The organism is Maricaulis sp. (assembly GCF_015665295.1).
In the GTDB taxonomy this organism is placed as follows: Bacteria; Pseudomonadota; Alphaproteobacteria; order Caulobacterales; family Maricaulaceae; genus Maricaulis.
This window is the reverse complement of sequence record NZ_JADFAJ010000007.1, coordinates 132,178-156,227: the sequence shown is the minus strand read 5'-3', so window position 1 is coordinate 156,227 and position 24,050 is coordinate 132,178. Positions and strand designations below refer to the sequence as shown.

The 24,050-nt window shown below is 63.2% G+C and carries 21 protein-coding genes; 20 read left to right on the top strand and 1 reads right to left on the bottom strand.

Going from position 1 to position 24,050, the window contains the following annotated elements:
- Positions 1-162: 162 nt before the first annotated feature.
- From QZZ02_RS04015 to QZZ02_RS03990, 6 genes are all read left to right on the top strand, one after another.
- On the top strand, positions 163-915 hold the full coding sequence (locus QZZ02_RS04015) for a biotin--[acetyl-CoA-carboxylase] ligase (RefSeq protein WP_291842555.1): 753 nt from the start codon (positions 163-165) through the stop codon (positions 913-915).
- Between the two features lie 2 nt (positions 916-917).
- Positions 918-1,697: a type III pantothenate kinase gene (locus tag QZZ02_RS04010; RefSeq protein WP_291842554.1), complete on the top strand. Its 780-nt coding sequence runs from the start codon at positions 918-920 to the stop codon at positions 1,695-1,697.
- Between the two features lie 47 nt (positions 1,698-1,744).
- Positions 1,745-3,364 carry a ribonuclease J gene (locus QZZ02_RS04005; protein ID WP_366511496.1) on the top strand — a complete coding sequence of 540 codons (1,620 nt, stop codon included), beginning with the start codon at positions 1,745-1,747 and terminating at the stop codon, positions 3,362-3,364.
- Positions 3,365-3,380: 16 nt separating this feature from the next.
- Positions 3,381-3,800 carry a methylmalonyl-CoA epimerase gene (mce, locus tag QZZ02_RS04000; RefSeq protein WP_291842552.1) on the top strand — a complete coding sequence of 140 codons (420 nt, stop codon included), beginning with the start codon at positions 3,381-3,383 and terminating at the stop codon, positions 3,798-3,800.
- Entirely contained in the window at positions 3,797-4,135 is a 339-nt protein-coding gene (locus QZZ02_RS03995) for a DUF1467 family protein (RefSeq protein WP_291842551.1), read from the top strand. The genes mce and QZZ02_RS03995 overlap by 4 nt, the downstream gene beginning before the upstream one ends.
- A gap of 69 nt (positions 4,136-4,204) precedes the next feature.
- Positions 4,205-5,800 (top strand): AbgT family transporter, encoded by a 1,596-nt coding sequence (locus QZZ02_RS03990; RefSeq protein WP_291842550.1) that lies wholly within the window; start codon positions 4,205-4,207, stop codon positions 5,798-5,800.
- Between the two features lie 10 nt (positions 5,801-5,810).
- Here QZZ02_RS03990 and QZZ02_RS03985 read toward each other — a convergent pair whose 3' ends face one another.
- Positions 5,811-6,278: a DUF1203 domain-containing protein gene (locus QZZ02_RS03985; RefSeq protein WP_291842549.1), complete on the bottom strand. Its 468-nt coding sequence runs from the start codon at positions 6,276-6,278 to the stop codon at positions 5,811-5,813.
- A 258-nt stretch (positions 6,279-6,536) separates the two neighbouring features.
- Here QZZ02_RS03985 and proS point away from each other — a divergent pair, with 258 nt between their 5' ends.
- The 14 genes from proS to QZZ02_RS03915 all read left to right on the top strand — a co-directional run bounded on the left by proS (position 6,537) and on the right by QZZ02_RS03915 (position 24,038).
- Entirely contained in the window at positions 6,537-7,871 is a 1,335-nt protein-coding gene (gene proS / locus QZZ02_RS03980; RefSeq protein ID WP_291842548.1) for a proline--tRNA ligase, read from the top strand.
- Positions 7,864-9,195, top strand: coding sequence for a lipoprotein-releasing ABC transporter permease subunit (locus QZZ02_RS03975; protein ID WP_291842547.1), 1,332 nt, complete (start codon positions 7,864-7,866; stop codon positions 9,193-9,195). The genes proS and QZZ02_RS03975 overlap by 8 nt, the downstream gene beginning before the upstream one ends.
- Complete coding sequence (locus QZZ02_RS03970) at positions 9,188-9,877, top strand: ABC transporter ATP-binding protein (RefSeq protein ID WP_291842546.1); 690 nt, start codon at positions 9,188-9,190, stop codon at positions 9,875-9,877. Before QZZ02_RS03975 ends, QZZ02_RS03970 begins: the two co-directional genes overlap by 8 nt.
- 309 nt (positions 9,878-10,186) lie before the next feature.
- The gene (gene dnaE, locus QZZ02_RS03965) at positions 10,187-13,630 is read left to right on the top strand and encodes a DNA polymerase III subunit alpha (protein ID WP_291842545.1); all 3,444 of its coding nucleotides are present in this window, start codon (positions 10,187-10,189) and stop codon (positions 13,628-13,630) included.
- Positions 13,631-13,821: 191 nt separating this feature from the next.
- Positions 13,822-14,688: a 30S ribosomal protein S2 gene (rpsB, locus tag QZZ02_RS03960; RefSeq protein WP_291842544.1), complete on the top strand. Its 867-nt coding sequence runs from the start codon at positions 13,822-13,824 to the stop codon at positions 14,686-14,688.
- A gap of 34 nt (positions 14,689-14,722) precedes the next feature.
- Complete coding sequence (gene tsf, locus QZZ02_RS03955; RefSeq protein WP_291842543.1) at positions 14,723-15,661, top strand: translation elongation factor Ts; 939 nt, start codon at positions 14,723-14,725, stop codon at positions 15,659-15,661.
- A gap of 49 nt (positions 15,662-15,710) precedes the next feature.
- Positions 15,711-16,502, top strand: coding sequence for a UMP kinase (gene pyrH, locus QZZ02_RS03950; protein ID WP_366511491.1), 792 nt, complete (start codon positions 15,711-15,713; stop codon positions 16,500-16,502).
- 22 nt (positions 16,503-16,524) lie between these two features.
- Positions 16,525-17,085: a ribosome recycling factor gene (gene frr / locus QZZ02_RS03945; RefSeq protein WP_291842540.1), complete on the top strand. Its 561-nt coding sequence runs from the start codon at positions 16,525-16,527 to the stop codon at positions 17,083-17,085.
- 25 nt (positions 17,086-17,110) lie between these two features.
- Positions 17,111-17,848, top strand: coding sequence for an isoprenyl transferase (locus tag QZZ02_RS03940; RefSeq protein WP_291842539.1), 738 nt, complete (start codon positions 17,111-17,113; stop codon positions 17,846-17,848).
- The gene (locus QZZ02_RS03935; protein ID WP_291842538.1) at positions 17,832-18,635 is read left to right on the top strand and encodes a phosphatidate cytidylyltransferase; all 804 of its coding nucleotides are present in this window, start codon (positions 17,832-17,834) and stop codon (positions 18,633-18,635) included. Before QZZ02_RS03940 ends, QZZ02_RS03935 begins: the two co-directional genes overlap by 17 nt.
- The gene (dxr, locus tag QZZ02_RS03930; RefSeq protein WP_291842537.1) at positions 18,632-19,822 is read left to right on the top strand and encodes a 1-deoxy-D-xylulose-5-phosphate reductoisomerase; all 1,191 of its coding nucleotides are present in this window, start codon (positions 18,632-18,634) and stop codon (positions 19,820-19,822) included. Before QZZ02_RS03935 ends, dxr begins: the two co-directional genes overlap by 4 nt.
- A 16-nt stretch (positions 19,823-19,838) precedes the next feature.
- Entirely contained in the window at positions 19,839-21,017 is a 1,179-nt protein-coding gene (locus tag QZZ02_RS03925; protein ID WP_291842536.1) for an RIP metalloprotease, read from the top strand.
- 38 nt (positions 21,018-21,055) lie between these two features.
- The gene (gene bamA / locus QZZ02_RS03920; protein WP_291842535.1) at positions 21,056-23,443 is read left to right on the top strand and encodes an outer membrane protein assembly factor BamA; all 2,388 of its coding nucleotides are present in this window, start codon (positions 21,056-21,058) and stop codon (positions 23,441-23,443) included.
- A gap of 4 nt (positions 23,444-23,447) precedes the next feature.
- Positions 23,448-24,038 carry an OmpH family outer membrane protein gene (locus tag QZZ02_RS03915; RefSeq protein WP_291842533.1) on the top strand — a complete coding sequence of 197 codons (591 nt, stop codon included), beginning with the start codon at positions 23,448-23,450 and terminating at the stop codon, positions 24,036-24,038.
- The last annotated feature ends 12 nt before the right edge of the window (positions 24,039-24,050 follow it).

Here is a 24,050-nt window from a genome sequence, read left to right as displayed (position 1 = left end):
AGGTGATCTGGTTCGATAGCTCGGAAGTCGAATTCGTGCCGTCGGCCGTGTCGACCTACTGGATCGCGCGCATCGCCGGTCTGGCGACCGTGCTGCTCCTGCCGGTTCTCGGCTGGCTGGTCTTCCGCGCCTATTCGGTCGGACTGGCGCTGCTCTAGCGCCTTGTCCGCCGATCAGCCCCGTATCGAATGGGTCGAGGAAACCGCCTCGACCAATGCCGATATCACGGAGCGGGCCATCGCTGGCGAGCGGGGCCCGCTCTGGCTTGCCGCGAGGCGCCAGACGGCCGGACGGGGTCGGCGCGGCCGGGCCTGGTCGGGCCTGTCGGGAAATCTTTTCACCACTGGCCTTTACACCCTGCAATGCGAACCAGGCCGGGCAGCCGAGCTGTCCTTTGCCGCGGCGAACGCCGTCGGCGCGGTCTGCGATGCGGCGACAGGTGATCCGGCGCTGACCCGGCTGAAATGGCCCAATGACGCGCTGGTGGGTGGCCGCAAGGTTGCCGGTATCCTGCTGGAAAGCGGCCCGGCACCCGGAGGCGGGCTTTGGCTCGCGGTCGGGATCGGTATCAATCTTGCCGAAGCGCCGGACGATTCCGAACGTCCGGCGACCGCCCTGGCCCGGCATGGCCAGGCGCTGGCACCGCGAGCGGCGCTGGATATCCTGATTACCGCCTTCGAGCGAGAGCGCCAGTCCTGGCAACTCGGCGGGTTCGGGCCGGTGCGGGACCGCTGGCTGACCCGGGCGCACGGGCTGGGCGAAATTTGCGAGGCCCGCCTTGAGGGCGAGACCCTGAAAGGTATCTTTGCGGACCTTGGCCCCGACGGCGCACTGCGACTGGACTTGGTCGGCGGCGGTCGCCGGTATATCTCCGCAGGTGACGTGTTTTTCCCCGGCCCGGGGATGAAAGGATAGCCATGCTGCTCGCAATCGATTGCGGCAATACCAATACGCTGTTCGCCATCCATGACGGCACCGACTGGGTGGCGCAATGGCGCTCCGGTACCGACTCGACGCGTACGGCGGATGAGCACGCGGTCTGGCTGTCACAGTTGATGGCCCTGCAGGGACGCGACTTTTCCGAAATTACGGACTGTGTGATTTCAACCGTGGTGCCGCAGGCCCTGTTCAACCTGCGCAACCTGTCCCGGCGCTATTTCAAGGCGGAACCGATCATCGTGGGGGAGCCCGGTGTTCGGATGGATATCGAGGTTCGCCTCGAGCGACCGCAGGACGCCGGGGCTGATCGCCTCGTCAACGCGCTCGGTGCGCGGGCCGTGTATGAGGGCGCGCTGATCATCATCGACAGTGGCACCGCGACGACCTTTGACGTCATTGCAGCCGACGGCGCCTTTGAGGGCGGGATAATTGCCCCGGGGATCAACCTGTCCATGCAGGCGCTCCACGCGGCCGCGGCAAAGCTGCCTCGGGTGGCAATCGCGAAACCGTCTCAGGTCATGGGCAAGGACACCGTCTCGGCCATGCAGTCGGGCGTGTTCTGGGGCTATATCGACCTGATCGACGGGCTGGTCCATCGCCTCAAGACCGAGTACGCCCAACCCATGACCGTGGTCGCGACCGGCGGCGTCGTCTCGCTGTTTGACGGTGCCTCGAAAGCTATCGACCACTACGACGCGGATCTGACCATTCGCGGCCTTCTCGAAGTCTGGAAACTCAATGGCGGTACCGATACGTGACCGATAGCCTCTATTTCCTGCCGCTCGGCGGATCGAACGAAATCGGCATGAACCTCAATCTCTACGGCTACGGGCCGGCGGGGAAACAAAAATGGATCATTGTCGATTGCGGTGTGACATTCGGTGATCTGACGACACCGGGCGTTGATCTCATCATGCCCGATCCGCGCTTCATCGAGGAACGCCGCGACGATCTGATCGGCATGGTGCTGACGCATGCCCATGAAGACCATATGGGCGCCGTGGCCCATCTCTGGCGCAAGCTGCGCTGTCCGATCTGGGCGACGCCCTTTACCGCCTGGCTGGTCCGCGACCGCCTGCGCGAATACGGCCTGATCGAGGAGGTCGAGCTGCACGAGATTGCGCTCGACAGTCGTTTCGATCTCGGGCCTTTCGATCTGCAGCTGATCACGCTGACCCACTCCATTCCAGAGCCGAACGGTATCGCGATCCGCACACCGGCCGGCATGGTGCTGCACACCGGTGACTGGAAAATCGATCCGGCGCCGATGATCGGCGAGGTCACCGACAGCGACGCCATTTCCGCCATCGGCGAGGAAGGTGTGCTGGCGATGATCTGCGACAGCACCAATGTGTTCTCGCCCGGCGAAAGCGGCTCGGAAGGCGATGTCCGCGACGAGCTGATCAAGGTTGTCGGTGAGCACAAGACCGGCAAGGTGGCGATCGCGGCCTTCGCCTCGAATGTTGCGCGTCTGCAGTCTTCGGTCGAGGCCGCCGAGGCCAATGGCCGCCGGGTCTGCCTGGTCGGGCGCTCGATGCATCGCATGACCGCCGCCGCCAAGGCGGTTGGATTGCTCAGCCACGTGCAGGATTTCATCAGTGAGGAAGAGGCCGGCTTTCTGCCGCCGGAGAAAATCCTCTACCTGTGCACCGGGTCGCAAGGCGAGCCGCGCGCCGCCCTGTCGCGCATCGCTGCTGGCAATCACCGCAATGTCTCGCTCAGCAATGGCGATACGGTGATCTTTTCCAGCCGGGTCATTCCGGGCAATGAGCTGGGTATTTTCGAGCTGCAGAACCAGCTCGCCGAGCGGGGTGTCCACATCATCACCGAGAAGACCCGGCCGATCCACGTCTCCGGCCATCCCTGCCGTGACGAGCTGGCGCAAATGTATGCCTGGGCCAAGCCGCAGGTCGCCATCCCCGTGCATGGCGAGCGCCGTCACCTGCTGGAGCATGCCGACTTCGCCCGTGAACTCCAGGTGCCGCATGCCGTTTCGGTGCGCAATGGCGACATGGTGCAGATCCGCTCGGACGGGACGGCCTCCATCGTCGATGAAGCGCCAGCCAGCCGGCTTCATGTCGACGGCAATTTCCTCGTCGATGCCGGTGCCGCCTCGATGCGCGAACGCCGCAAGTTGGCCCATGCCGGTCAGGTGACGCTGGCGATGGCGGTGAGCGAGAAGGGCGAGATCATTTCCGGCCCGGAAGTCCGCCTCCAGGGCGTGCCGGAAGATGCCGAAACCTCGCTGGATGATTTCGCCGATGCCATGGCGGATGAGGCCGAGCGTGCCTTTGGGCGTCTGTCAAAGCGTGACCGCCGCGATGTCGAACTGGCCGAGGAAGAAGTCCGCCGAGGCGTGCGCCGCGAGGCAAGCCGCATCTGGGGCAAGAAGCCTTGGGTCGAGATCATGATACTGGAAGTCTGAACAAGGGAGATCGTCGATGAAGATCGGACGTTTGAACCATGTTGGCGTGGCTGTGCCCGATATCGAGGCGGCCAAGAAGACCTATGCCGACCTCTACGGCGCCGATGACGCGACCGAGACGAGGGATTTCCCGCATCTGGGTGTGAAGGTGGCGTTTGTCCATCTCGCCAATTCCGAGATCGAGCTGATCGAACCGTCCGGCGAGGCCAGCCCGCTTCATAAATTCCTCGAACGCAACCCCAAGGGTGGCCAGCACCATATCTGCTTCGAGGTCGCCGACATCATCGCCGCCCGCGACGACATGCTCGCCAAGGGCGCCACCGTGCTCGGGACGGGCGAGCCCTATATCGGCGCGCATGGCGTGCCGGTGATCTTCATCCATCCCAAGGACAGTCATGGCCAGCTGATCGAGCTGATGCAGGAGCCGATGCGATGAAACGCTATCTCGGCTATCTGCCGGTCGCCATCGCCGCCATGCTCTGGCTCAAGGGTTTTTTCGTCCGCGATGGCGGGGTCGGCATCATCAATGGACTTGTCGTCTTCCTCATCGTTTGGTGGCTCTTCTTCTTCACCATGCTGCCGATCGGTGTGCGCTCGCAGGAAGAGACCGGCGAGGTGGTCTCCGGCTCTGAACCGGGGGCGCCGCAGGCACCCAACATGATGCGGAAAATGTGGTGGACCACGATCGCGACCTCGATTGCCTGGATCTGCTATTTCGTGATCACCGAGAGTGGCGTCTTGCTGCCATTCATGCCGACCCGGTCCTACTGAGACACGGATCTGACACCAGGGCGTGCCGACCGGGACCAGGGTTGCCGCCGATATTCGAAGGTAATTGCCATGACCGACACCCCGCACCAGGCCGATGACAAACGCCGTGGCGCCTTTACCCGCTTCCTCGATGGCGTTGAGTGGCTCGGAAACCTTCTGCCGCATCCGGTGACTCTGTTTGCCCTTCTGGCAGTGGGGATCGTGCTTCTCTCCGGCCTTCTGGGCTCTTTCGGACTGGCGGTTGAGGACCCTCGACCGGCCGGCGGGCGGGGTGTGGCCGAGGACGGGATGATCCGTGTCGTCAGCTTGCTCAACGGGGATGGTGTCCGCCGGATATGGACCAGCCTGGTCACGAATTTCACCGGCTTTGCGCCACTCGGCGTGGTGCTGGTCGCGATGCTGGGTGTCGGCGTGGCGGAACGGTCCGGCCTGCTTTCAGCAGCGGTTCGCGGCATGGTTCTGTCAGCCCCGCGCCATGTCGTGACGGTCGCCATCGTCTTCGCCGGTATTGTCTCCAACACGGCATCCGAGGTCGGCTATGTCGTCCTGATCCCGCTTGCGGGTGCGATTTTCTACGCATTGGGACGTCATCCGCTTGCCGGCATGGCGGCGGCATTCGCTGGTGTGTCGGGAGGCTATAGCGCCAATCTCCTGATCGGCACGATCGACCCGCTGCTCGCAGGCATCACCCAGGAAGCCGCGCGCCTGATCGATCCCGACTATGTCGTGGTCGCCACTGCCAACTGGTACTTCATGTTCGCCTCGACCTTCCTGATCACCGCGATCGGGTCGCTGGTGACCATCTTCATCGTTGAGCCGAAACTGGGTGATTACGACCCGTCTCGGGCCGATGAGAGTGTGCTCGACAAGAACATGATGCAGCCTTTGCAGGACAGTGAGCGCAAGGGTCTGGGGTGGGCCGGTCTTGCCATTCTGGCCGTCTTTGGCCTGATGGCGCTGACCCTGGTGCCTGAATGGGGTGTGCTGCGCAATCCCGAGACCGGTGACCGCATCAATTCGCCATTCTTTCGCGGATTTGTGGTCTGGATCCTGATCTTCTTCGTCGCTGGCGGCTATGCCTATGGCCGCGCGACCGGGTCGATGAAGACGGACCGGGACGTCATCAATGCGATGGCGGCGGCGCTTGGCTCATTGGGCCTTTACATTGTTCTCGTCTTCTTCGCGGCCCAGTTTGTCGCCTTTTTCGGCTGGACCAATCTCGGCGCGATCACCGCGGTGACCGGTGCGCAATTTCTTCAGGATAGCGGACTGACAGGGCCGCTGGTCTTTTTCCTGTTCATCCTGATGTGTGCAGTAATCAACCTGTCGCTCGGCTCGGCCTCGGCCCAGTGGGCCGTGACGGCGCCGATCTTCGTGCCGATGCTGATGCTGATCGGCTACGCCCCGGAAGTGATCCAGGCGGCCTACCGGATCGGTGACTCATCGACCAATATCATCACGCCCATGATGAGCTATTTCGGCCTCATCCTCGCCTGGGCGACGCGCTATGACCGCAATCTGGGCGTCGGCACGCTGATCGCGATGATGTTGCCATACACGATTTTCTTCCTGCTTTTCTGGTCCGGCTTTTTCTTCCTGTGGACTTTCGGTTTTGACCTGCCAGTCGGGCCGGGCTCGCCGACCTATTATCCGGCCGGCGAGTAGCCCTGGTCGGCTAGCCGCGATTGACCCGCGCCGCAAAGCATCCGTGCGCGGCGTTGTGGACGTCGATATGGGCGACGTCCTCGCGGGCCAGCGCCGCCTCGATCTTGCCGGTCGGGTCTCCGTCCAGCGCCAGGTCGGCGCCGACCAGCATGCCCGCGTCATCGAACAGGCGAAGGGCGAGGGGACGGCCGCGCATCACCGGCGGAACCGCGTCGTGCCAGGCCGGGGCTTCGCGGGCGCTTTCCCGGACATAGATCGCACAGGCAGAACGATAGGGTGTATCGGCCGTGTGGCTCTCGTAATTGAGCAAGAGCAGGGTTTCGCCCGGCTCGGCATCTTCCAGTGTGATCCGGCACGGAAAACCGGGCTTGGCTGTGGCGGTGACCCGGACGATTCCGCGATCGGCGAGTGCCCTGTCGGACAGGCCGAAGAGCGGTGTGAAGGCTGCCGGATCGAGACCGGTAATGGAAAAGGACATGACGTGTCTCCTGTTTGACGGGTGATGCGACCTTGCCGGGGCTGGACGCGGACGCCCACCCGGTTCCTGCGACAGGAAACGGGTGCGCGCGGAGACAGGGACGCGCGATGCACGGGTCGGGGGACGCCGGCCGGTACCGCGCCGCGTCAATCGTACCTGTCACCGTTTTGTCTCTGCATCCCGGCGTCCATCCATCCTTGTATTACGGCGCTCACCCGGTCTAATGGGCGCCAAACCTCAATCTACCGGAATCGCCCCATGCGCCTGTCCCGCTACTTCCTGCCCGTCCTCAAGGAAACGCCCTCCGACGCCGAGATCGTCTCGCACCAGCTGATGCTGCGCGCCGGCATGATCAAGCAGCAGGCGGCGGGGATTTATTCCTGGCTGCCGCTGGGTCATCGCGTCCTCAAGAAGGTCGAGCAGATCGTGCGCGAGGAGCAGGACCGGGCCGGCGCCGTGGAATTGCTCATGCCCACCATCCAGTCGGCCGACCTGTGGCGCGAAAGCGGCCGCTATGACGATTATGGCGACGAGATGCTGCGCATCACGGACCGCCATGATCGCGAGCTTCTTTTCGGACCCACAAACGAGGAGATGATCACCGAGATCTTTCGCTCATATTGCAAGTCCTACAAGGACTTGCCGAAAATGCTCTACCATATTCAGTGGAAGTTCCGTGACGAGCGCCGGCCCCGTTTCGGGGTCATGCGCGGCCGCGAATTCCTGATGAAGGACACCTATTCCTTCGATGTCGATGAGGCAGCGGCCCGGCATTCCTACAACCGCATGTTCGTGGCCTATCTCAACACTTTCTCGCGCCTCGGCCTCAAGGCCGTGCCGATGAAGGCCGATACCGGTCCGATCGGCGGTGATCTGAGCCATGAATTCATCGTCCTTGCCGAGACCGGCGAGAGCGAGGTCTTCTGCCATGCCGATCTCGTCGAGATGGGCGCACCGGGACCGGATGTTGATTTCGACGGTGACCTGCAGCCCCATGTCGACCAGCGCACGGCGCTCTATGCGGCGACCGACGAGATGCATGAGCCTGACCAGTTCGCGGCCGTCCCCAAGGATCGCCAGCTTTCGGCCCGCGGCATCGAAGTGGGGCATATCTTCTATTTCGGTACCAAATACTCCGAGCCGATGAAGGCGCTGGTCCAGCACCAGGATGGCCAGCCGCGCCCGGTCCACATGGGCTCCTACGGAGTCGGCGTGTCGCGCCTGCTCGGCGCCATCATTGAAGCCCATCACGATGAGAAGGGCTGTATCTGGCCGGAGAGCGTCGCGCCCTTCGGCGTCGGCATCATCAATATGCGCGTTGGCGATAGCGATTGCGATGCGGCCTGCGAGACCGCCTATGCGGCGCTCGCCAGGGCCGGGCTTGATCCGCTCTATGACGATACCGACAACCGCGCCGGCGCCAAATTCGCCACCGCCGACCTGATTGGTCTGCCCTACCAGCTTGTCATCGGGCCGCGGGGCCTGAAAGAGGGCAAGGTCGAGCTCAAGGTGCGGCGCACCGGCGAGACCCATGAGCTGTCGCCGGAGGACGCGGTGGCCCGGCTTGCCGAGCGGGCGTTCAGCGATGACTGAGGCGACGCGCGAGGCAGGAGCACTATCGTCTGGCGGGGCGCCCCCCTTCAGCCCGTATGAATTCCTGCTCGCCTTTCGCTATCTGCGTGCCCGCCGCAAGCATGGCGGCGTTGCGCTGATTGCCTGGATTTCCTTTGGCGGAATCGCGCTCGCCGTGACCGGTCTGATCGCCGTGATGTCGATTATGAACGGTTTCCGCGCCGAGTTGTTCAACCAGCTTCTCGGTTTTCAGCCGCATGTATATGTTGATACGCGTGAAATTCCGTCTGGCGAGATTGAGCGCCTACTCGTTGAGATCGAAGCGATAACCGGCGTGAAGAGCGCCGATCCGGTGGTGACCGGGCAGGTTCTGGCCTCTTCGGAACGCTATGAATCCGTGCTCCAGGTCCTGGCTGTCCGTCCAGCCGATCTCGCCCGCATGGACGTGATCCGCTCGGGCGATGATCCACGCAGCCTGACCGGTATCCAGTACGGCAATCTGGAGACTTTCGGCGAGGGCCATAATGGCGGCGACGGGATTGTTATCGGCACCGGGGTCGCACAGCGGCTTGGCGTGACGATCGGCGATCGCGTCACCTTCACCGCCGCCCGCGCCGCGCCGACCGTGTTCGGCATCCGGCCGCAGCAAAAAGCCTATTATGTCGAGGCGATCGTCGCCGCCGGTGTCTCCACCATCGACAATAATCTCGCCTATATGCCGCTCGACCAGGGGCAGCTCTATTTCAACCGTTCCGGCGTCGTGGACACGATCCAGATCCGGCTCGATGTGCCGGAAATGGCGCCGCAATTCGTTGCGCCGATCCGCGCGCTCGCGGGGCCCAACGCGCTGGTCTACGACTACACCCGGCTTGACCCGGCCTTCTTCAACGCGCTGCAATTCGAGCGCACCGCGATGCGGCTTATCCTGTCGATTGTCGTGGCGATCGCCGCGATGAACATCATTTCCGGCCTGGTGATGCTGGTGAAGAACAAGTCGCGCGATATCGCCATCCTGCGAACCATGGGCGCGACGCAGGCCTCGGTGATGCGGGTTTTCCTGATTGTTGGTGCCAGCATCGGCATGGCAGGGACGCTGGCCGGCCTGTTGCTGGGCATCCTGTTTGTGACCTTCATCGGTCCGATCCAGGATTTCATTACCTGGACCACCGGTGCCCAGGTCTGGGACCCCAATGTCTATTACCTCTATCGCATCCCGGCCAAGATGGACTGGGGCGAGGTCGCCTTCATCTCCGTCTTCGGCCTCGCGATCTCCCTGCTTGTCACCCTGCCACCGGCCTGGCGGGCAGCGCGGCTCGATCCGGTGGAGGCGCTCCGTTATGAGTGACTTCGTTCTCGAACTCGACGCGATTGACCGCACCTATGTGACCGAGGCCGGCGAATTGCCGGTATTGCGCGGTGCCAGCCTGGCTTTGTCGCCGGGCGAGATTGTCGGCCTGGTCGGTCCGTCCGGTTCCGGCAAGTCGTCCCTGCTCCATGCCGCCGGTCTGCTGGAACGGCCGAATGCCGGTGAAGTGCGGGTGCTGGGACGGGCGACACGCGATCTCTCCGACCGTGATCGGACATCGATCCGGCGCCGCGAAATCGGTTTCGTCTACCAGTTCCACCACCTCCTGCCGGAATTCGACGCCCTGGAGAATATCGTCCTGCCGCAACTGATCGGGGGCGTCCCGTCCCGCCAGGCGCGCGCGCGGGCCGAGATGTTGCTCTCCCAGCTCGGCCTGGCGGCTCGCCTCTTGCACCAGCCGTCGCAATTGTCCGGCGGCGAGCAGCAACGTGTTGCCATCGCGCGTGCCTTGGCCAACCGGCCACATGTGCTGCTCGCGGACGAACCGACCGGCAATCTCGATCCGGCGACGTCGGAGACTGTGTTCGACGCTTTGCGCGATACGGTGAGGGCAGAAGGGGCGGCCGCCCTGGTCGCCACGCACAATCACGAGCTTGCCGGACGGATGGACCGCATCCTGACCTTCGCGGACGGCCACCTCACTCCCTACAGGCCGGACTAGCTCCGGGCGGGTTCGTCGCGCCTGCGAATCGGATTGGAACATAATCGGAACATTCCGCTTGACGGCGTTTGCGTCAGTCAATAGAACAAATGCAGAACTTGCGTTTGGGGAGAGAGTCATGCGCCGTCTTGTTCACGATGTTTCCGCTGCCACTGCCGTTCTCGGCTTTGCCTGGATGATTGCCATGTGGGGATCGGTTCTCGGCGCCGCCTGAACCGGCTAGACTGTCCCGTCTGACTCGGCGGCGCCCATCGCGCCGCGCACGGGCAGGGTGGGATCAGTTTTCAGGCCGGACGTCAGGAGAGACCCATGGGCGCGCAATATCCATTCGTGCATCTGCGGGTTCGCTCACCTTATTCGGTCCTCGAAGGCGCGATCCGCATGCCGAAAATGGTCGAGGCTTGCCAGGCCCATGGCATGCCGGCGATCGCGCTGACCGACACCAATAATCTGTTTGGAGCGCTGGAGTTTTCCGAGGTCCTGTCGGGGGCCGGTGTGCAGCCCATTGTCGGCTGTACGCTCAAGGTTCGGCTGTCAGACCCGCACCCCGGTGAGAGGGCTGAATCCGACGGCACGCTGGTCCTCCTGGCTCAGGACGAGACCGGCTACGGCAATCTCATGGCGCTGTCGAGCGCCGCCTTTCTCGATGTTGACGGGTCGGAAGAGCCGCACGTACCGCTCGCCCTGGTGCTGGAACATGCGACCGGCCTGATCTGCCTGACTGGCGGGCCGGACGGCATTCTCAACCGGCTCGTCACCGGCGGACGCCTGCCCGAAGCCGCCAGTTTTCTCGGCGAGCTGGAAGCCGCCTATGGTGACCGGCTTTACGTCGAGCTGCAGCGTCATGGCCTGGCGCCGGAACTGGAGGCTGAAGACTGGCTCGTTCGCGAGGCCTATGCCCGCGACCTGCCGCTGGTCGCCACCAATGAGGCCTATTTCCCCGACGCGTCCATGCACAAGGCGCATGACGCGCTGCTGTGCATTTCGGAAAGCTCCTTCGTCTCGGTCGCTGATCGCCGCCGGGTCACGGCGGATCACTATCTCACGACGCCGGAGGAAATGAATCAGCGCTTTGCCGATCTGCCGGAGGCGCTGAACAATACGATCGAGATCGCCCGGCGATGCGCCTTCCGGGTGCGCACACATGCCCCCATCCTGCCCAGCTTTCCGACGGTTGGCGGTCGTGACGAGGCCGAGGAGCTGGTTGCGCGCGCGCATGAAGGCCTGACGGACCGGCTGGCCAGCATCAATCCGGCGGCGACCGAGGCGGAATACCGGGACCGTCTCGATTTCGAGCTCGGCATTATCAAGCAGATGGGATTTCCGGGTTATTTCCTGATCGTTTCGGACTTCATCCGGTGGGCCAAGAACCATGACATACCGGTCGGGCCGGGCCGGGGTTCCGGTGCGGGGTCTCTGGTTGCCTATGCACTGACCATCACCGATCTCGACCCCCTGCGCTTCGGCCTGCTGTTCGAGCGCTTCTTGAATCCCGAACGTGTCTCCATGCCTGACTTCGACGTCGACTTCTGCCAGGAGCGACGCGGCGAGGTGATCCGTTATGTCCAGGAACAATACGGGCATGACCGGGTCGCCCAGATCATCACCTTCGGCACCCTGCAGGCGCGCGCCGTGGTACGCGATACCGGGCGTGTGCTGCAGCTTCCGCTCGGCCTCGTGGACCGGCTCGCCAAGATGGTGCCGGCCAATCCGGCCAATCCGGTCACCCTGGCCCAGGCGCTTGATATCGAGCCGCGGCTGCGCGAGATGCGCCGCGATGATGACAGCGTCGATACGCTGCTGACCGTCGCGCTCAAGCTGGAAGGGCTGTATCGCAACGCCTCGACCCACGCTGCCGGCGTCGTGATCGGTGACCGCAAGCTGTCCGAACTCGTGCCGCTCTACCGCGATCCGCGGTCTGACATTCCTGCCACCCAGTTCAACATGAAATGGGTCGAGCCGGCCGGCCTGGTGAAGTTCGACTTCCTCGGCCTCAAGACGCTGACCGTGATCGCCCGCGCGCTTGGTTATATCGCCTCGGCCGGCAAGGAAGTGCCGGATGTCGAAGGCATTGATTTCGACGACCAGGCAACTTTCGACCTCCTGCAGTCGGGTCATGCAATCGGCGTGTTCCAGCTGGAATCCTCCGGCATGCGCGACACGCTGAAAAAGATGAAGCCGGATGCGATCGAGGATCTGATCGCCCTGATTTCGCTGTATCGACCCGGCCCGATGAAGAATATCGACGTCTATGTCGACCGGAAATTCGGCCGCGCCGAGGTCGACAATCTGCACCCGGATCTCGAGGGCGTGCTGTCGGAAACCTATGGCGTCATCATCTACCAGGAACAGGTGATGCAGATCGCCCAGATCCTGTCCGGCTATTCGCTCGGCGAGGCCGACCTCCTGCGCCGCGCCATGGGCAAGAAGAAGAAGGAGGAGATGGACAAGCAGAAGGCCCGTTTCCTCGAAGGCGCCGAAGCGAAGGGCGTGAGCCGCGAGAAGGCCTCTTATATTTTTGAACTGGTGGCCGAGTTCGCCGGCTATGGATTCAACAAGTCCCACGCCGCCGCCTATGCCGCGATCGCCTACCGGACCGGCTATCTGAAAGCCAATTACCCGGTCGAGTTCATGGCCGCGCTGATGTCGCTGGACGCCGCCAATACCGACAAGCTGGCCGCCTTCTTCCAGGAGATCCGGCGCATGAAGATCGAGGTCCGTCCGCCGGACGTGAATGCCTCGCAGGCGGATTTCTCGGTCGAGGCGGGCACGATCCGCTTTGCCCTTGGCGCCATCCGCAATGTCGGTTTCGTCGCGATGGAGCACATTGTTGCCGAACGCCAGGCCAACGGGCCTTTCCGCGACCTCTATGATTTCGCCGAACGGATTGATCCGCGCCAGGTCAACAAGCGCACGTTTGAAAACCTGGCCAAGGCGGGCGCCTTTGACAGTCTCGATCCGGACCGGGCACGGGTGATGGCCTCGGCGGAGACGCTGATCTCGATGGCCCAGCATGCCGCCGAGCAGCGCGAAAGCGCCCAGGCCAGCCTGTTTGGCGGCGGCGGGGATGAGGCCCTGCTCGAGCGGCCGCGCCTGCCGGAGCCCGACCCGTGGACTGCAACCGAACGGCTCGATGCCGAGCTGTCTGCGATCGGCTTCTACCTGTCCGGTCATCCGCTCGATGATTTGCGCGAGCACCTTGCCGGGCGCGGCGTGGTCTTCTTCGCCGAAGCGCCGGGACGGGTGGCTGACGGCGCCACCGCATTGCGGCTCGCCGGCATGGTCCGGCGGCGCCAGGAACGGGTCTCCAACAAGAATGGCGAGCGTTTCGCCTGGACCACGCTGTCCGATCCGACCGGTGAGTTCGAGGTCTTCGTCAATTCCGACCTCTTGCGTACCTCGCGCGAGGTCCTCGACAGCGGCCAGGCCGTGCTGGTCAATTGCCGGGTCGATGAGCGCGACGAGCAGATTTCCTTTTTCGCCGACCGGATCGAACCGCTTGATACCAGGGTCTCGGCGGAGCGCCTGCGTATCCGGCTCGATCTGGCTGACGCACTGGCCGGTGTTCATGCCCGGCTTGAACGGGCCAACAAGCGCAATGACGCCAGTCATGATGCGGTGATCGACCTCCTGTTGCCGCTGCGCGATGGCGGCGAGATCGAGATGCGATTGCCGGGTCGGCACTCGGCTGATGCCGCGCTGCAGGCCGCCCTGAAAGGGGTGAAGGGTGTGGCGTCTGTCGACAGTGTCTGACGCCTGCCCGTGGAGGCATGCCCACACTGCATTTCCGGCGGGGTCGCGCGCTTGCCAAGCGGTCGTCACGCGCCTATAAGCCGCGCCATCACGCACACGGGGCTACGTCCGGTCTTTGACCGAACGCTCCGGTGTCGCTTGCAGGTGCAGGCGGCTCCGCCCCGTGGAGGCCAACCGGAAAAGGAAAATCGATGGCTCTCCCTGATTTCAGCATGCGTCAGCTGCTTGAAGCTGGTTGTCACTTTGGACACCAGACCCACCGCTGGAACCCGAAGATGAAGGATTTCATCTTTGGTGAGCGGTCCAACATTCACATCATCGACCTCTCGCAAACCGTTCCGCTGCTGCACCAGGCCCTGGTGAAAGTGCGCGAGACGGCGGCCAAGGGCGGTCGCGTGCTCTTCGTCGGCACCAAGCGTCAGGCCCAGGAGCCGCTGGCCCTGGCTGCCGGTCGTTGCGCCCAGTACTACATGAACCAGCGCTGGCTCGGCGGTACGCTGACCAATTGGCGCACCATCTCGAACTCGATTGCCCGCCTGCGCGAGCTGGAAAGCATGTTCGAGAGCGAGGGCGGCATGGCCGGCCTCACCAAGAAAGAACAGCTGATGTTGACCCGTGAGCGCGAGAAGCTTGATCGCTCGCTCGGCGGTATCAAGGACATGGGCGGCACGCCGGACCTGATGTTCGTGATCGACACGAACAAGGAAGGCATTGCCATCCAGGAAGCCAAGAAGCTCGGCATTCCGGTTATCGCCGTGGTCGACACCAATTGCGATCCGGACCTCATCGATTTCCCGATCCCGGGCAATGACGACGCGTCCCGCGCCATCTCGCTCTACTGCGACCTGATCGCCGACGCCGTCCTCGACGGCATGGGCGACAGCCAGCTGGCCATGGGCATGGATCTGGGCGAAGCCGAAGCACCGGTCGAGACGCTGGTTGAAGCCGCTCCGGTGGAAGAAGCTGCCGTTCCGGAAGCCGCAGCCGCTGACGCCGCTCCGGAAGCCGAAGCTGCTGCCACGGACACGTCATCCGAATCTGACAAGACCGAAGCGTAACGTTTCGATCCAAAGCGAAATTCAGGAGAAACCGATGGCTGCCATTACCGCTGCTCTCGTGAAGGAACTGCGCGAAAAAACCGGCGTAGGCATGATGGACTGCAAAAAGGCGCTGAGTGAAAACGACGGCGACTTTGAAGCCGCTGTTGACTGGCTGCGCAAGAAAGGCCTGTCCAAGGCTGCCAAGAAGGCTGATCGCGTCGCCGCTGAAGGCCTGGTCGCCGTTGCCACCGATGGTGGCAAGGGTGCTGTGGTTGAAGTGAACTCGGAAACCGACTTCGTGGCCCGGAACGAAAAGTTCCAGGCCGCCGTCAAGGAAATCGCCGCTCTCGCCATTGGCGGTTCCGGCGATGTTGCCGAGATCAAGGCTGCGACGCTGGCGTCCGGTTCCACGGTTGAAGATCACATGACCAATCTGATCGCGACGATCGGTGAGAACATGGCCCTGCGCCGTGCTGCCGTCGTCGTCGCCGAGCCGGGTGTGGTTGCGTCCTATGTCCATAATCCGGCGGCCGCCGACATGGGCGCCATCGGCGTGCTCGTCGGTCTCAAGTCGGACGGTGACACGGCCAAGCTTGCCGAGCTGGGCCGCAAGATTGCCATGCATGTGGCTGCCGGCTCGCCGGCCGTGGCCGTCTCTGTCGATGTCGACGGTGTCGACAGTGCGATTGCAGACAAGGAACGCGAAGTCTTCGCCGACCAGGCCCGTCAGTCCGGCAAGCCGGAAGCGATCGTCGAGAAGATGGTCGAGGGGCGCATGCGCAAATTCTATGAGGAAGTCGTGCTGCTGAAGCAGGCTTTCGTGATGGATCCGGATTCGACGATCGAACAGGTCCTCGAAGCCGCGGCCAAGGATGTCGGCGCACCGGTGACCATTACGGGCTTTGTCCGCATGGCTCTGGGTGAAGGCGTCGAGAAGGGTCCGGAAGAGGATTTTGCGGCCGAAGTCGCCGCTGCTTCCGGCCAGTCCTGATCCTCATCAACAACAAGCGGCGGCGCTTTCCAGCGCCGCCGCTTTCTATATGCTGCACGCCGTGACTGATTCCTCTGTATCCGGGCCGGCTGATGGCCAGGCGGGCGCGCCGAAATTCCGGCGCGTACTGCTGAAAGTTTCTGGTGAAGCCCTCATGGGCAACCAGAATTACGGTATCGATATCGATACGGCTGACCGGATTGCGCGCGAAGTCGCAGCCGCGGTCTCAGGCGGTACCGAGATGTGCCTCGTCATCGGCGGTGGCAACATCTTCCGCGGCCTGTCCGGCGCCGCCAAGGGCATGGACCGTGCCGCGGCCGACTATATGGGCATGCTGGCCACCGTCATGAACGCGCTGGCGATGCAGACCGCGCTGGAGCGCATCGGCGTCCAGACCCGCGTCCAGTCGGCCATTCCCATGACCACGGTGTGCGAACCCTATATCCGCCGCCGCGCCACGCGACACATGGAAAAGGGTCGCGTCGTGATCTTTGCGGCCGGCACGGGCAATCCCTTCTTCACCACCGATACGGCGGCCGCCCTGCGCGCCGCCGAGATGGGCTGCGATGCGCTGTTGAAGGGCACACAGGTCGACGGCGTGTATTCCGCTGATCCGCGTACCAACCCGGATGCCGAGCGCTACGACCAGCTAGATTATCTCGACGTGCTGACCCGTGACCTGAAAGTCATGGACGCCTCGGCGGTGACGCTGATGCGTGAAAATGCGATACCGATTGTCGTGTTCGATATTCACAAGACCAATGGTCTTGCTCGTGTGCTGGCCGGGGAGGGCCTGTGCACGATGATCGGCAAGATGAAAACCGACGCGTCAGCCGACTGAACCAGGAAAGAGCAAGAACACCATGAGCGACGAGTATGACGAAGACGATCTGAAACGGCGCATGGACGGCGCGATCGAGTCCCTTCGCAAGGAGTTTGCCGGCCTGCGGACCGGTCGTGCCAGTGCCGGCCTGCTCGACCCGATCAAGGTCGAGGCTTATGGCGCCCTGACGCCGATCAACCAGCTGGGCAATGTCTCTGTGCCCGAGCCGCGCATGATTACCCTGCAGGTCTGGGACAAGAGCATGGTCGGCGCTGTCGACAAGGCGATCCGCAATTCCGGCATCGGCCTCAATCCCGTCATGGAAGGGCAGCTCCTGCGCATTCCGATCCCGCCGCTCAACGAGGAGCGCCGCGCCGAAATCGCCAAGCTTGCCGGCAGCTATGCCGAGAATGCCCGCATTGCCGTTCGCAATGTGCGGCGTGACGGCATGGACGCGCTGAAAAAGATGGAGAAGGATGGCATCCTGTCCGAGGACGAGCAGAAGGCCTTTTCCGAAGATGTGCAAAAACTCACCAACGAGGCGATCAAGCGCGTTGATGAGAGCCTGAAGGCCAAGCAAGACGAGATCATGCAGGTCTAACCATGCCGTTTGGCGGAGCGAAAGAATGACTGACGACGCTTCCGCAGACCAGACGGGGCCGTGTCATGCGGCCATCATCATGGACGGCAATGGCCGCTGGGCGAAAGCCCGCGGCCGCCCGCGCTCCTTCGGGCACAAGCGTGGCGTCGAGACGGTCCGCCGCATTGTCGAGGATGCCGGGGCACTCGGTGTCCGCTATCTGACACTTTTCTCCTTCTCGACCGAGAACTGGAGCCGTCCGGCTGACGAAGTCGGGGCCCTGTTCGAACTGCTCAGGCACTATGTCGAGGCCGACCTTGAGGGGCTCGCGAAGCGCGGGGTACGAATCCGCATTGTCGGTCGTCGTGACAATCTGGGCCCTGACCTGGTTGCGATCATCGACCGGGCCGAACGGCGCACCCGTGACAATACCGAGTTTCACCTCACCATCGCCTTCAATTATGGCGGGCGCGACGAGATCCTGCGCATGTGCCAGGCCATTGCCCGTGAGGCTGCGGCCGGGCGCCTCGATCCGGAAACGCTCGACGAGACGGTTTTGGGCGCACATCTCGACACGGTCGGTCTGCCGGATGTTGACCTGCTGATCCGCACCAGCGGCGAACAGCGCATTTCCAATTTCCTGCTCTGGCAGGCCGCCTATGCCGAACTCGTCTTCCTGGACGTGTTGTGGCCGGATTTTTCGCGTCAGGACCTCGCCCGGGCAATCGATGTCTACCGGCAGAGAAGCCGCCGTTATGGAGGCGTGGATGCCGGCGCCGCGTGATCCGGTTTTCCGGCGTCGTCTCGTCTCAGCCCTGATCCTCGGCCCGCTTGCGGTCGTGCTGCTCTATGTCGGCGATCTGGCCTTCACCGCCTGGGTTGCCGCCTTTGCGGCCGCGATGGCGTGGGAATGGATACACATGTCCGATCGCGAAGCGCCGCCGGTGGCCTATGCCATCGCCTGTGCGACCGCGTCAGGCACAGTGCTCCTGGCCGGTCAGACCAGTGTGCTCGATGCCCTGGCATGGGGGGCCGCAGGAACGCTGGCCAGCGGCGTCGAGCGCTGGCGCCGGGGCTGGTCGAGTGAAGTGCTGGGCGTTCTGTATGTGGCTCTTTCAGCTGCCTTGCTGGCCTCGATGCGGGCCGAGCCGGACCATGGCCTCAAGGCCGTTGTGCTGCTCTTCGCCATCGTCTGGGCCGCCGACAGTGTCGCCTATCTGGTCGGGACCTGGATCGGTGGCCCCAAACTCCTGCCGCAAGCCAGTCCGAAGAAGACCTGGTCAGGGTTTCTCGCTGGCATCCTGGCCGGTGCGGCGGCCGGCTGGGCTGCGGGGGGGCTGTTCGGACTTGAAGCGGTTCGTGTCATTCCCTTCGCGATCGTTGTGGCCCTGGCCTCCGTTGGCGGTGATCTTGCCATGTCGGTCTTCAAGCGCAGCTTCGGGGTCAAGGATTCCGGTACGCTGATTCCGGGACATGGCGGGGTGCTGGACCGGGTCGATGCACTGATGCTGGCGGTGATCTTTGCCGTGCTCATGATCCGGGTCTGGCCATTGGGTTGGGACGGCGCATGAGCCCGCGCCGGATTTCAATTCTCGGTGCGACAGGGTCGGTCGGCCTGGCGACGCTCGATCTGATCGGACGGGCAGAGCCGGGGGTCTATCGGGTTGTGGCGCTGACGGCCAAGACCAACGCCGCCGAGCTGGCCCGGCAGGCGATCCGTTTTGACGCCGAGTGCGTAGCCATCGCCGATCCGGCGGCCGCGCCGGCCTTGCAGGCCGCGCTGAAGGATCACCCGCATATCGAAATCGGGGTCGGCGAGGACGCCGTGTGCGAGGCCGCAGGCCGTGACGCGGACTGGACCATGGCAGCCATTGTCGGGGCAGCCGGGCTCAAGCCGACGCTGGCCGCCTTGCGGCAGGGCCGGGCGCTGGCCTTCGCCAACAAGGAATGCCTGGTCTGTGCCGGTGCGCTCTTCATGGACGAGGCGGCGCGCTGCGGGACGACCCTGTTGCCGGTCGACAGTGAACACAATGCCGTGTTCCAGGTCTTCGATCCGGCCCAGCGCGCAGCGATCCGGTCGATTACGCTGACCGCGTCCGGCGGGCCGTTCCGGCAGGCGACGCGGGCGCGCATGGCGGCCGCCAGCCGCGCCGACGCGCTGGCCCACCCGACCTGGGAGATGGGTGCGAAAATCAGCATCGACAGCGCCACAATGATGAACAAGGGGCTGGAAATTATCGAGGCTTGCTGGCTGTTCGACCTGCCATCCAGCCAGGTCGAGGTGGTCGTCCACCCGCAGTCCATCATTCATGGCCTCGTTGAATACGCCGACGGTTCGCTGCTGGCCCAGCTCGGCTCACCCGACATGCGCACGCCCATCGCCAGCGCGCTGGCCTGGCCGCAACGCATGGCCGCACCGGTCGAGCGCCTGCGTCTGACCGATATCGGCCGTCTCGACTTCCAGCCGCCGGACCTGACCCGGTTTCCCGCCATCCGGCTGGCGCGTGAGGCGATCGAGGCGGGCGGGATCGCTCCGGCTGTGCTCAATGCGGCCAACGAGATTGCGGTCGAGGCCTTCCTGGCGGATCGCATAGGCTTCCTTGACATTGCCGCAAGCGTTGAAGAGGTTCTCGAGCGCAGCCTGTCCGATGATGACATGCCACACGCGCTAACCGCTTTTGAAGATGTGTTCGCCATTGATGGTCGCGCGCGCCGGATGGCACGGGACTTGATGGCTGAGCGCGACGCGAACCCATAAAACGGACAAATCCTCCATGGACCTGATCGGCAGCGGCTTCCTGACCATATTCTCCTTTGTCTTCCTGATCTCGATTGTCGTCGTGATTCATGAGCTTGGGCACTATTGGGCGGGGCGTTTCTGCGGCGTGCATGCGGAAGCCTTCTCGATGGGCTTTGGACCGACCCTGTTCTCGTGGCGGGACAAGCGCGGCACGGTGTGGCGCGTCGCGGCCCTGCCGCTGGGCGGTTATGTGAAGTTTCTCGGCGATGCCGGGGCGGCCAGCGAACCGGATGCCGACAAGCTGGAGCAGCTTCGTCGCGACATGGGGGAGGCGGCTGACCGCTGTTATCATTTCAAGCCGATCTGGCAGCGCGCCTTCATCACGGCTGCCGGCCCGATCGCGAACTTCATCCTGGCGATTTTCATTTTTGCCTCGATCGCGCTGACCTTTGGCAGCCAGCCCTACCAGCTCCCCATCGTCGGCAGCGTGGTTGAGGGCGGTGTCGGTGAGGCGGCTGGTTTCGAGGTCGGCGACCGGATCCTGGCGATCAATGACAACCGGATCGACACCTTCCAGGACATCATCACTGAAGTCGTATGGCGTCCGGGCGAGGCGCTGCGCTTTGAAGTCGAGCGCGATGGCGCCACCCTCGTGATCCTGGCGGCTCCGCGCGGCGAACGGATCGAAGACCAGTTTGGCGGCACCCGGACACTGGGGCGTATCGGTCTGGGGTCGCAGGCCGGCCCGGCGCTGCGCGACCAGTATAACCCCGTCGAAGCGCTCGGACAGGGTGTGGACCGGACCTGGGCGGCCGTTTCCATGACCGCACGCTATGTCTCACGCGTGGTGACGGGGCGGGTTTCTGCAGAACTGCTCAACGGTCCCGTCGGGATCGCCACCGCCGCCGGCCAGACCGCGAGCGCGAGTGTGGAGGCAGGTGGAACGGCGGCCGAGAGCGCGTTCTTGCTGCTGGTCAATCTGATCAATCTGGCCGGTTTTCTTTCGGTCGGACTGGGATTGGTCAATCTTCTACCGATACCCATCCTCGACGGCGGGCATTTGGTGTATTACGCCTATGAAGCGGTGGCGCGGCGTCCACTGAGCATGAAGGCACAGGCACTCGGTTTCCGGGTGGGGCTTGTTTTCGTGCTCGGTTTGATGCTTGTAGCGACCTGGAATGACCTGAATTATTTGCTCGGCCAGATGTTCTGACGAACCTTCTGACCGGGCCCAGCAAGCGGCGATCTTCCATGGCGAGTGTTCTGCGTGTGCTGTTCGCAGCCCTGATGACTGTGACTGTGTCGGCTATAGCCTCGGCACAACAATCGGGTGCGGAAGTTCCCGCGACGACCCAGCCAGCGGTGCAGGCGCCCGCGGCGGCTCCGACCATCCGGCAAATCCTCGTTGAGGGTAATCAGCGCGTCGAAGTCGACACGGTGCTGTCCTACCTTCTCCTGCAGCCGGGACAGCCTTTCGATTCCCGCCTGGTCAACCTGTCCATCCAGACCCTGATGGCAACCGGCCTGTTCTCGGACGTGCAGATGGAGGATCGCGGCGAGGTCGTGATCGTCCGGGTCCAGGAAAACCCGATCATCAACCGCGTCATCCTCGAGGGAAACGGCGCGATCGATGACGAGAAGATCACCGACGAGATCCAGGCCCAGCCGCGCGCCATCTTCACGCGCTCGCGGGTGCAGTCGGATGTGCAACGCATTATCGAGGTCTATCGCCGTTCGGGTCGCTTCGCGGCCACGGTGACGCCGAAAATCGTCGAACAGCCTCAGAATCGCGTCGACCTCATTTTCGAGATTTCCGAAGGGCCGGTTACCGGCGTCCGCCGCATCAATTTCATCGGCAATGAGAGCTTCTCCGACCGCCGTTTGCGTCGCGAGCTGGTGACGCGCGAATCGCGTTGGTGGCGCTTCTTCTCGTCGAACGACAATTATGATCCCGACCGCCTGGAATATGATCGCGAGCTTCTGCGGCAGTTCTATTCCAACCAGGGCTATGCCAACTTCCGCGTCCTGTCGGCTGTGGCCGAGCTGACACCGGATCAGCGCGACTTCTACATCACCATCACGCTTGATGAGGGTGAGGTCTATAATTTCGGTGAAGTGACCGTGCGGACGGAAATTCCGGATCTCAACCCGGAGTTTCTCCAGGCAATCCTGCCGGTTCAGCAAGGTGATCTCTTCCAGGGCCAGCTCATCGAGGACAGTATCGATGCGCTCACTTTCTCGGCCGGCGCCTCGGGCTACGCCTTCGTCAATATCCGCCCTCTGTCGCAGCGCAATCGTGAGGACCGGACCGTTGACGTGGAATTCGTCATCGACGAGGGGCCGCGCGTTTACATCGAACGCATCGACATTGCCGGCAATACGCGCACGCTCGACCAGGTTATCCGTCGCGAACTCGACATCGTCGAGGGCGACGCCTTCAACCAGGTCCTGATCGACCGGTCGCGCAACAATATCCGGCGTCTGGGCTTCTTCGAGGAAGTCGAAGTCGAGGAAACGCCCGGGTCTGCTCCGGACAGGGCCCGCGTCAACGTCGCGGTGACGGAACAGCCAACCGGCGAGCTTGCCTTCGGCGCCGGTTTCTCGTCGACCGATGCCTTCCTGATCGACCTTTCGATTTCCGAGCGCAACCTGCGGGGCCGCGGCCAGTTCCTGCGTTTCCGAATTTCCGCGTCGTCAAACCGGGAATCGCTGGATATCCGCTTCACCGAGCCGCGCTTCCTGGATCGAAACCTCGCTGCCGGCTTCGACCTGTTCCGGGTCAATTCCGACTTCCTTTCCGAGGCGTCGTTCCAGACGGAATCCACCGGCGCCAGCCTGCGTCTGGGTTTCCCGGTCACCGCATCGACCAATCTGCAACTTGGCTACACCTATCGGACCGATAACGTCCTGGTGTTCTCTTCGGCCTCGTCGGCCCTGCTCAACCAGGCGGGCAGCCGTGCGACGTCGGTGATGACCTATACGCTCAACTTCTCGCGACTGAATGATCCCATCGAGCCCAGCCGCGGCTATCGCCTGCAGTTCACGCAGGGTTTTGCCGGCATTGGCGGCGATGTGCGTTATGTCCGCTCCGAGTTCAACGGCGCCATCTATCGGCCATTCTTCCCGGGCATTCTGGGCAATGACGTGGTGGCCAGCTTCACGATGAATGGCGGGTTTGTCCTGCCCTGGGGTGGCGACTCGGTCCGGATCAATGATCGCTTCTTCAAGGGCGGCAACTCCTTCCGCGGCTTTGAAGTCGCCGGTATCGGTCCGCGCGCTGTGTCGCGCGACACCAATACCGGTGAGCTGATCCGGGGTGATGCCCTGGGTGGCAGGCTTTATGCAGTGGGTGCACTGGAAGTCTCATTCCCGCTCGGTTTGCCCGAGCAATACGGGGTGAGAGGCAGCCTGTTCACGGAGTTCGGCACGCTTGGCATGCTGGATTCTGCTGACCAGGTAGACGAGGGAACAAACGCGGTGTTCACGGTTGATGATTTGGCGCTTCGCGCGTCGGCAGGCCTGAGCATCTTCTGGGATTCACCATTCGGACCAGTGAGGTTCGACTTTGCACAGGCCTTCATCCGTGAAGACTATGACAGGGCCGAATTCTTCCGGTTCAGCACGCGAACAGGGTTCTAAAACTATGAAACTGCTTAAAACTCTTCTGCTCCTTCCGGTCCTTGTGATCGGTATCGCGGCACCCGCGATGGCACAGACGAATATTGCTGTGCTCAATGAGGAGCGCGTCCTGCGTGAAAGCGCTGCCGGTTTGCACATCGCAGCCCGCATGCAGGAAATCGCACAGGAAATTGACTCCGAACTCCAGGCCATGAGCCAGCCGATCCAGCAGGAAACCGAGCGCCTGAACGCCGAGACCGCGTCGATGACGCAGCAGGCGATCCAGGAACGCCCGGACCTGATGAGCCGTATCCAGACGCTGAACCAGCAGGCCCAGCAGTTCGAAGTCACGCGCCGCGCCCGACAGCAGGAAATCGTCCAGACAGAGCGTCAGGCGATGCGTCCGGTCTATGAGGCCCTTGGTCCGATCCTCGAGGAAGTTGTCGCTGCTCAGGGCATCGACATCCTGGTTGATCGGTCGAACCTCGTCTTCGCGGCTCCGGACACGGACATTTCCGATTCGGTGATTGCCCTGCTCGACCAGCGCCTGCCCACCGTTCCGGTGACGCGCGTGCGGCTGCCGCAGGAAGGCGCCGGCCAACAGCGCCAGCAATAAAGAGACTATCAG

Coding starts and splice junctions, on each gene's coding strand:
- proS (WP_291842548.1), top strand. CDS start 6,537: ATGCGCCTGTCCCGCTACTTCCTGCCCGTCCTCAAGGAAACGCCCTCC.
- frr (WP_291842540.1), top strand. CDS start 16,525: ATGAGCGACGAGTATGACGAAGACGATCTGAAACGGCGCATGGACGGC.
- QZZ02_RS04005 (WP_366511496.1), top strand. CDS start 1,745: ATGAACCTCAATCTCTACGGCTACGGGCCGGCGGGGAAACAAAAATGG.
- QZZ02_RS03915 (WP_291842533.1), top strand. CDS start 23,448: ATGAAACTGCTTAAAACTCTTCTGCTCCTTCCGGTCCTTGTGATCGGT.
- QZZ02_RS03990 (WP_291842550.1), top strand. CDS start 4,205: ATGACCGACACCCCGCACCAGGCCGATGACAAACGCCGTGGCGCCTTT.
- pyrH (WP_366511491.1), top strand. CDS start 15,711: ATGCTGCACGCCGTGACTGATTCCTCTGTATCCGGGCCGGCTGATGGC.
- QZZ02_RS03940 (WP_291842539.1), top strand. CDS start 17,111: ATGACTGACGACGCTTCCGCAGACCAGACGGGGCCGTGTCATGCGGCC.
- QZZ02_RS03935 (WP_291842538.1), top strand. CDS start 17,832: ATGCCGGCGCCGCGTGATCCGGTTTTCCGGCGTCGTCTCGTCTCAGCC.
- QZZ02_RS03975 (WP_291842547.1), top strand. CDS start 7,864: ATGACTGAGGCGACGCGCGAGGCAGGAGCACTATCGTCTGGCGGGGCG.
- dxr (WP_291842537.1), top strand. CDS start 18,632: ATGAGCCCGCGCCGGATTTCAATTCTCGGTGCGACAGGGTCGGTCGGC.
- tsf (WP_291842543.1), top strand. CDS start 14,723: ATGGCTGCCATTACCGCTGCTCTCGTGAAGGAACTGCGCGAAAAAACC.
- mce (WP_291842552.1), top strand. CDS start 3,381: ATGAAGATCGGACGTTTGAACCATGTTGGCGTGGCTGTGCCCGATATC.
- dnaE (WP_291842545.1), top strand. CDS start 10,187: ATGGGCGCGCAATATCCATTCGTGCATCTGCGGGTTCGCTCACCTTAT.
- rpsB (WP_291842544.1), top strand. CDS start 13,822: ATGGCTCTCCCTGATTTCAGCATGCGTCAGCTGCTTGAAGCTGGTTGT.
- QZZ02_RS04010 (WP_291842554.1), top strand. CDS start 918: ATGCTGCTCGCAATCGATTGCGGCAATACCAATACGCTGTTCGCCATC.
- QZZ02_RS03995 (WP_291842551.1), top strand. CDS start 3,797: ATGAAACGCTATCTCGGCTATCTGCCGGTCGCCATCGCCGCCATGCTC.
- QZZ02_RS03985 (WP_291842549.1), bottom strand. CDS start 6,278: ATGTCCTTTTCCATTACCGGTCTCGATCCGGCAGCCTTCACACCGCTC.
- QZZ02_RS03925 (WP_291842536.1), top strand. CDS start 19,839: ATGGACCTGATCGGCAGCGGCTTCCTGACCATATTCTCCTTTGTCTTC.
- QZZ02_RS03970 (WP_291842546.1), top strand. CDS start 9,188: ATGAGTGACTTCGTTCTCGAACTCGACGCGATTGACCGCACCTATGTG.
- bamA (WP_291842535.1), top strand. CDS start 21,056: ATGGCGAGTGTTCTGCGTGTGCTGTTCGCAGCCCTGATGACTGTGACT.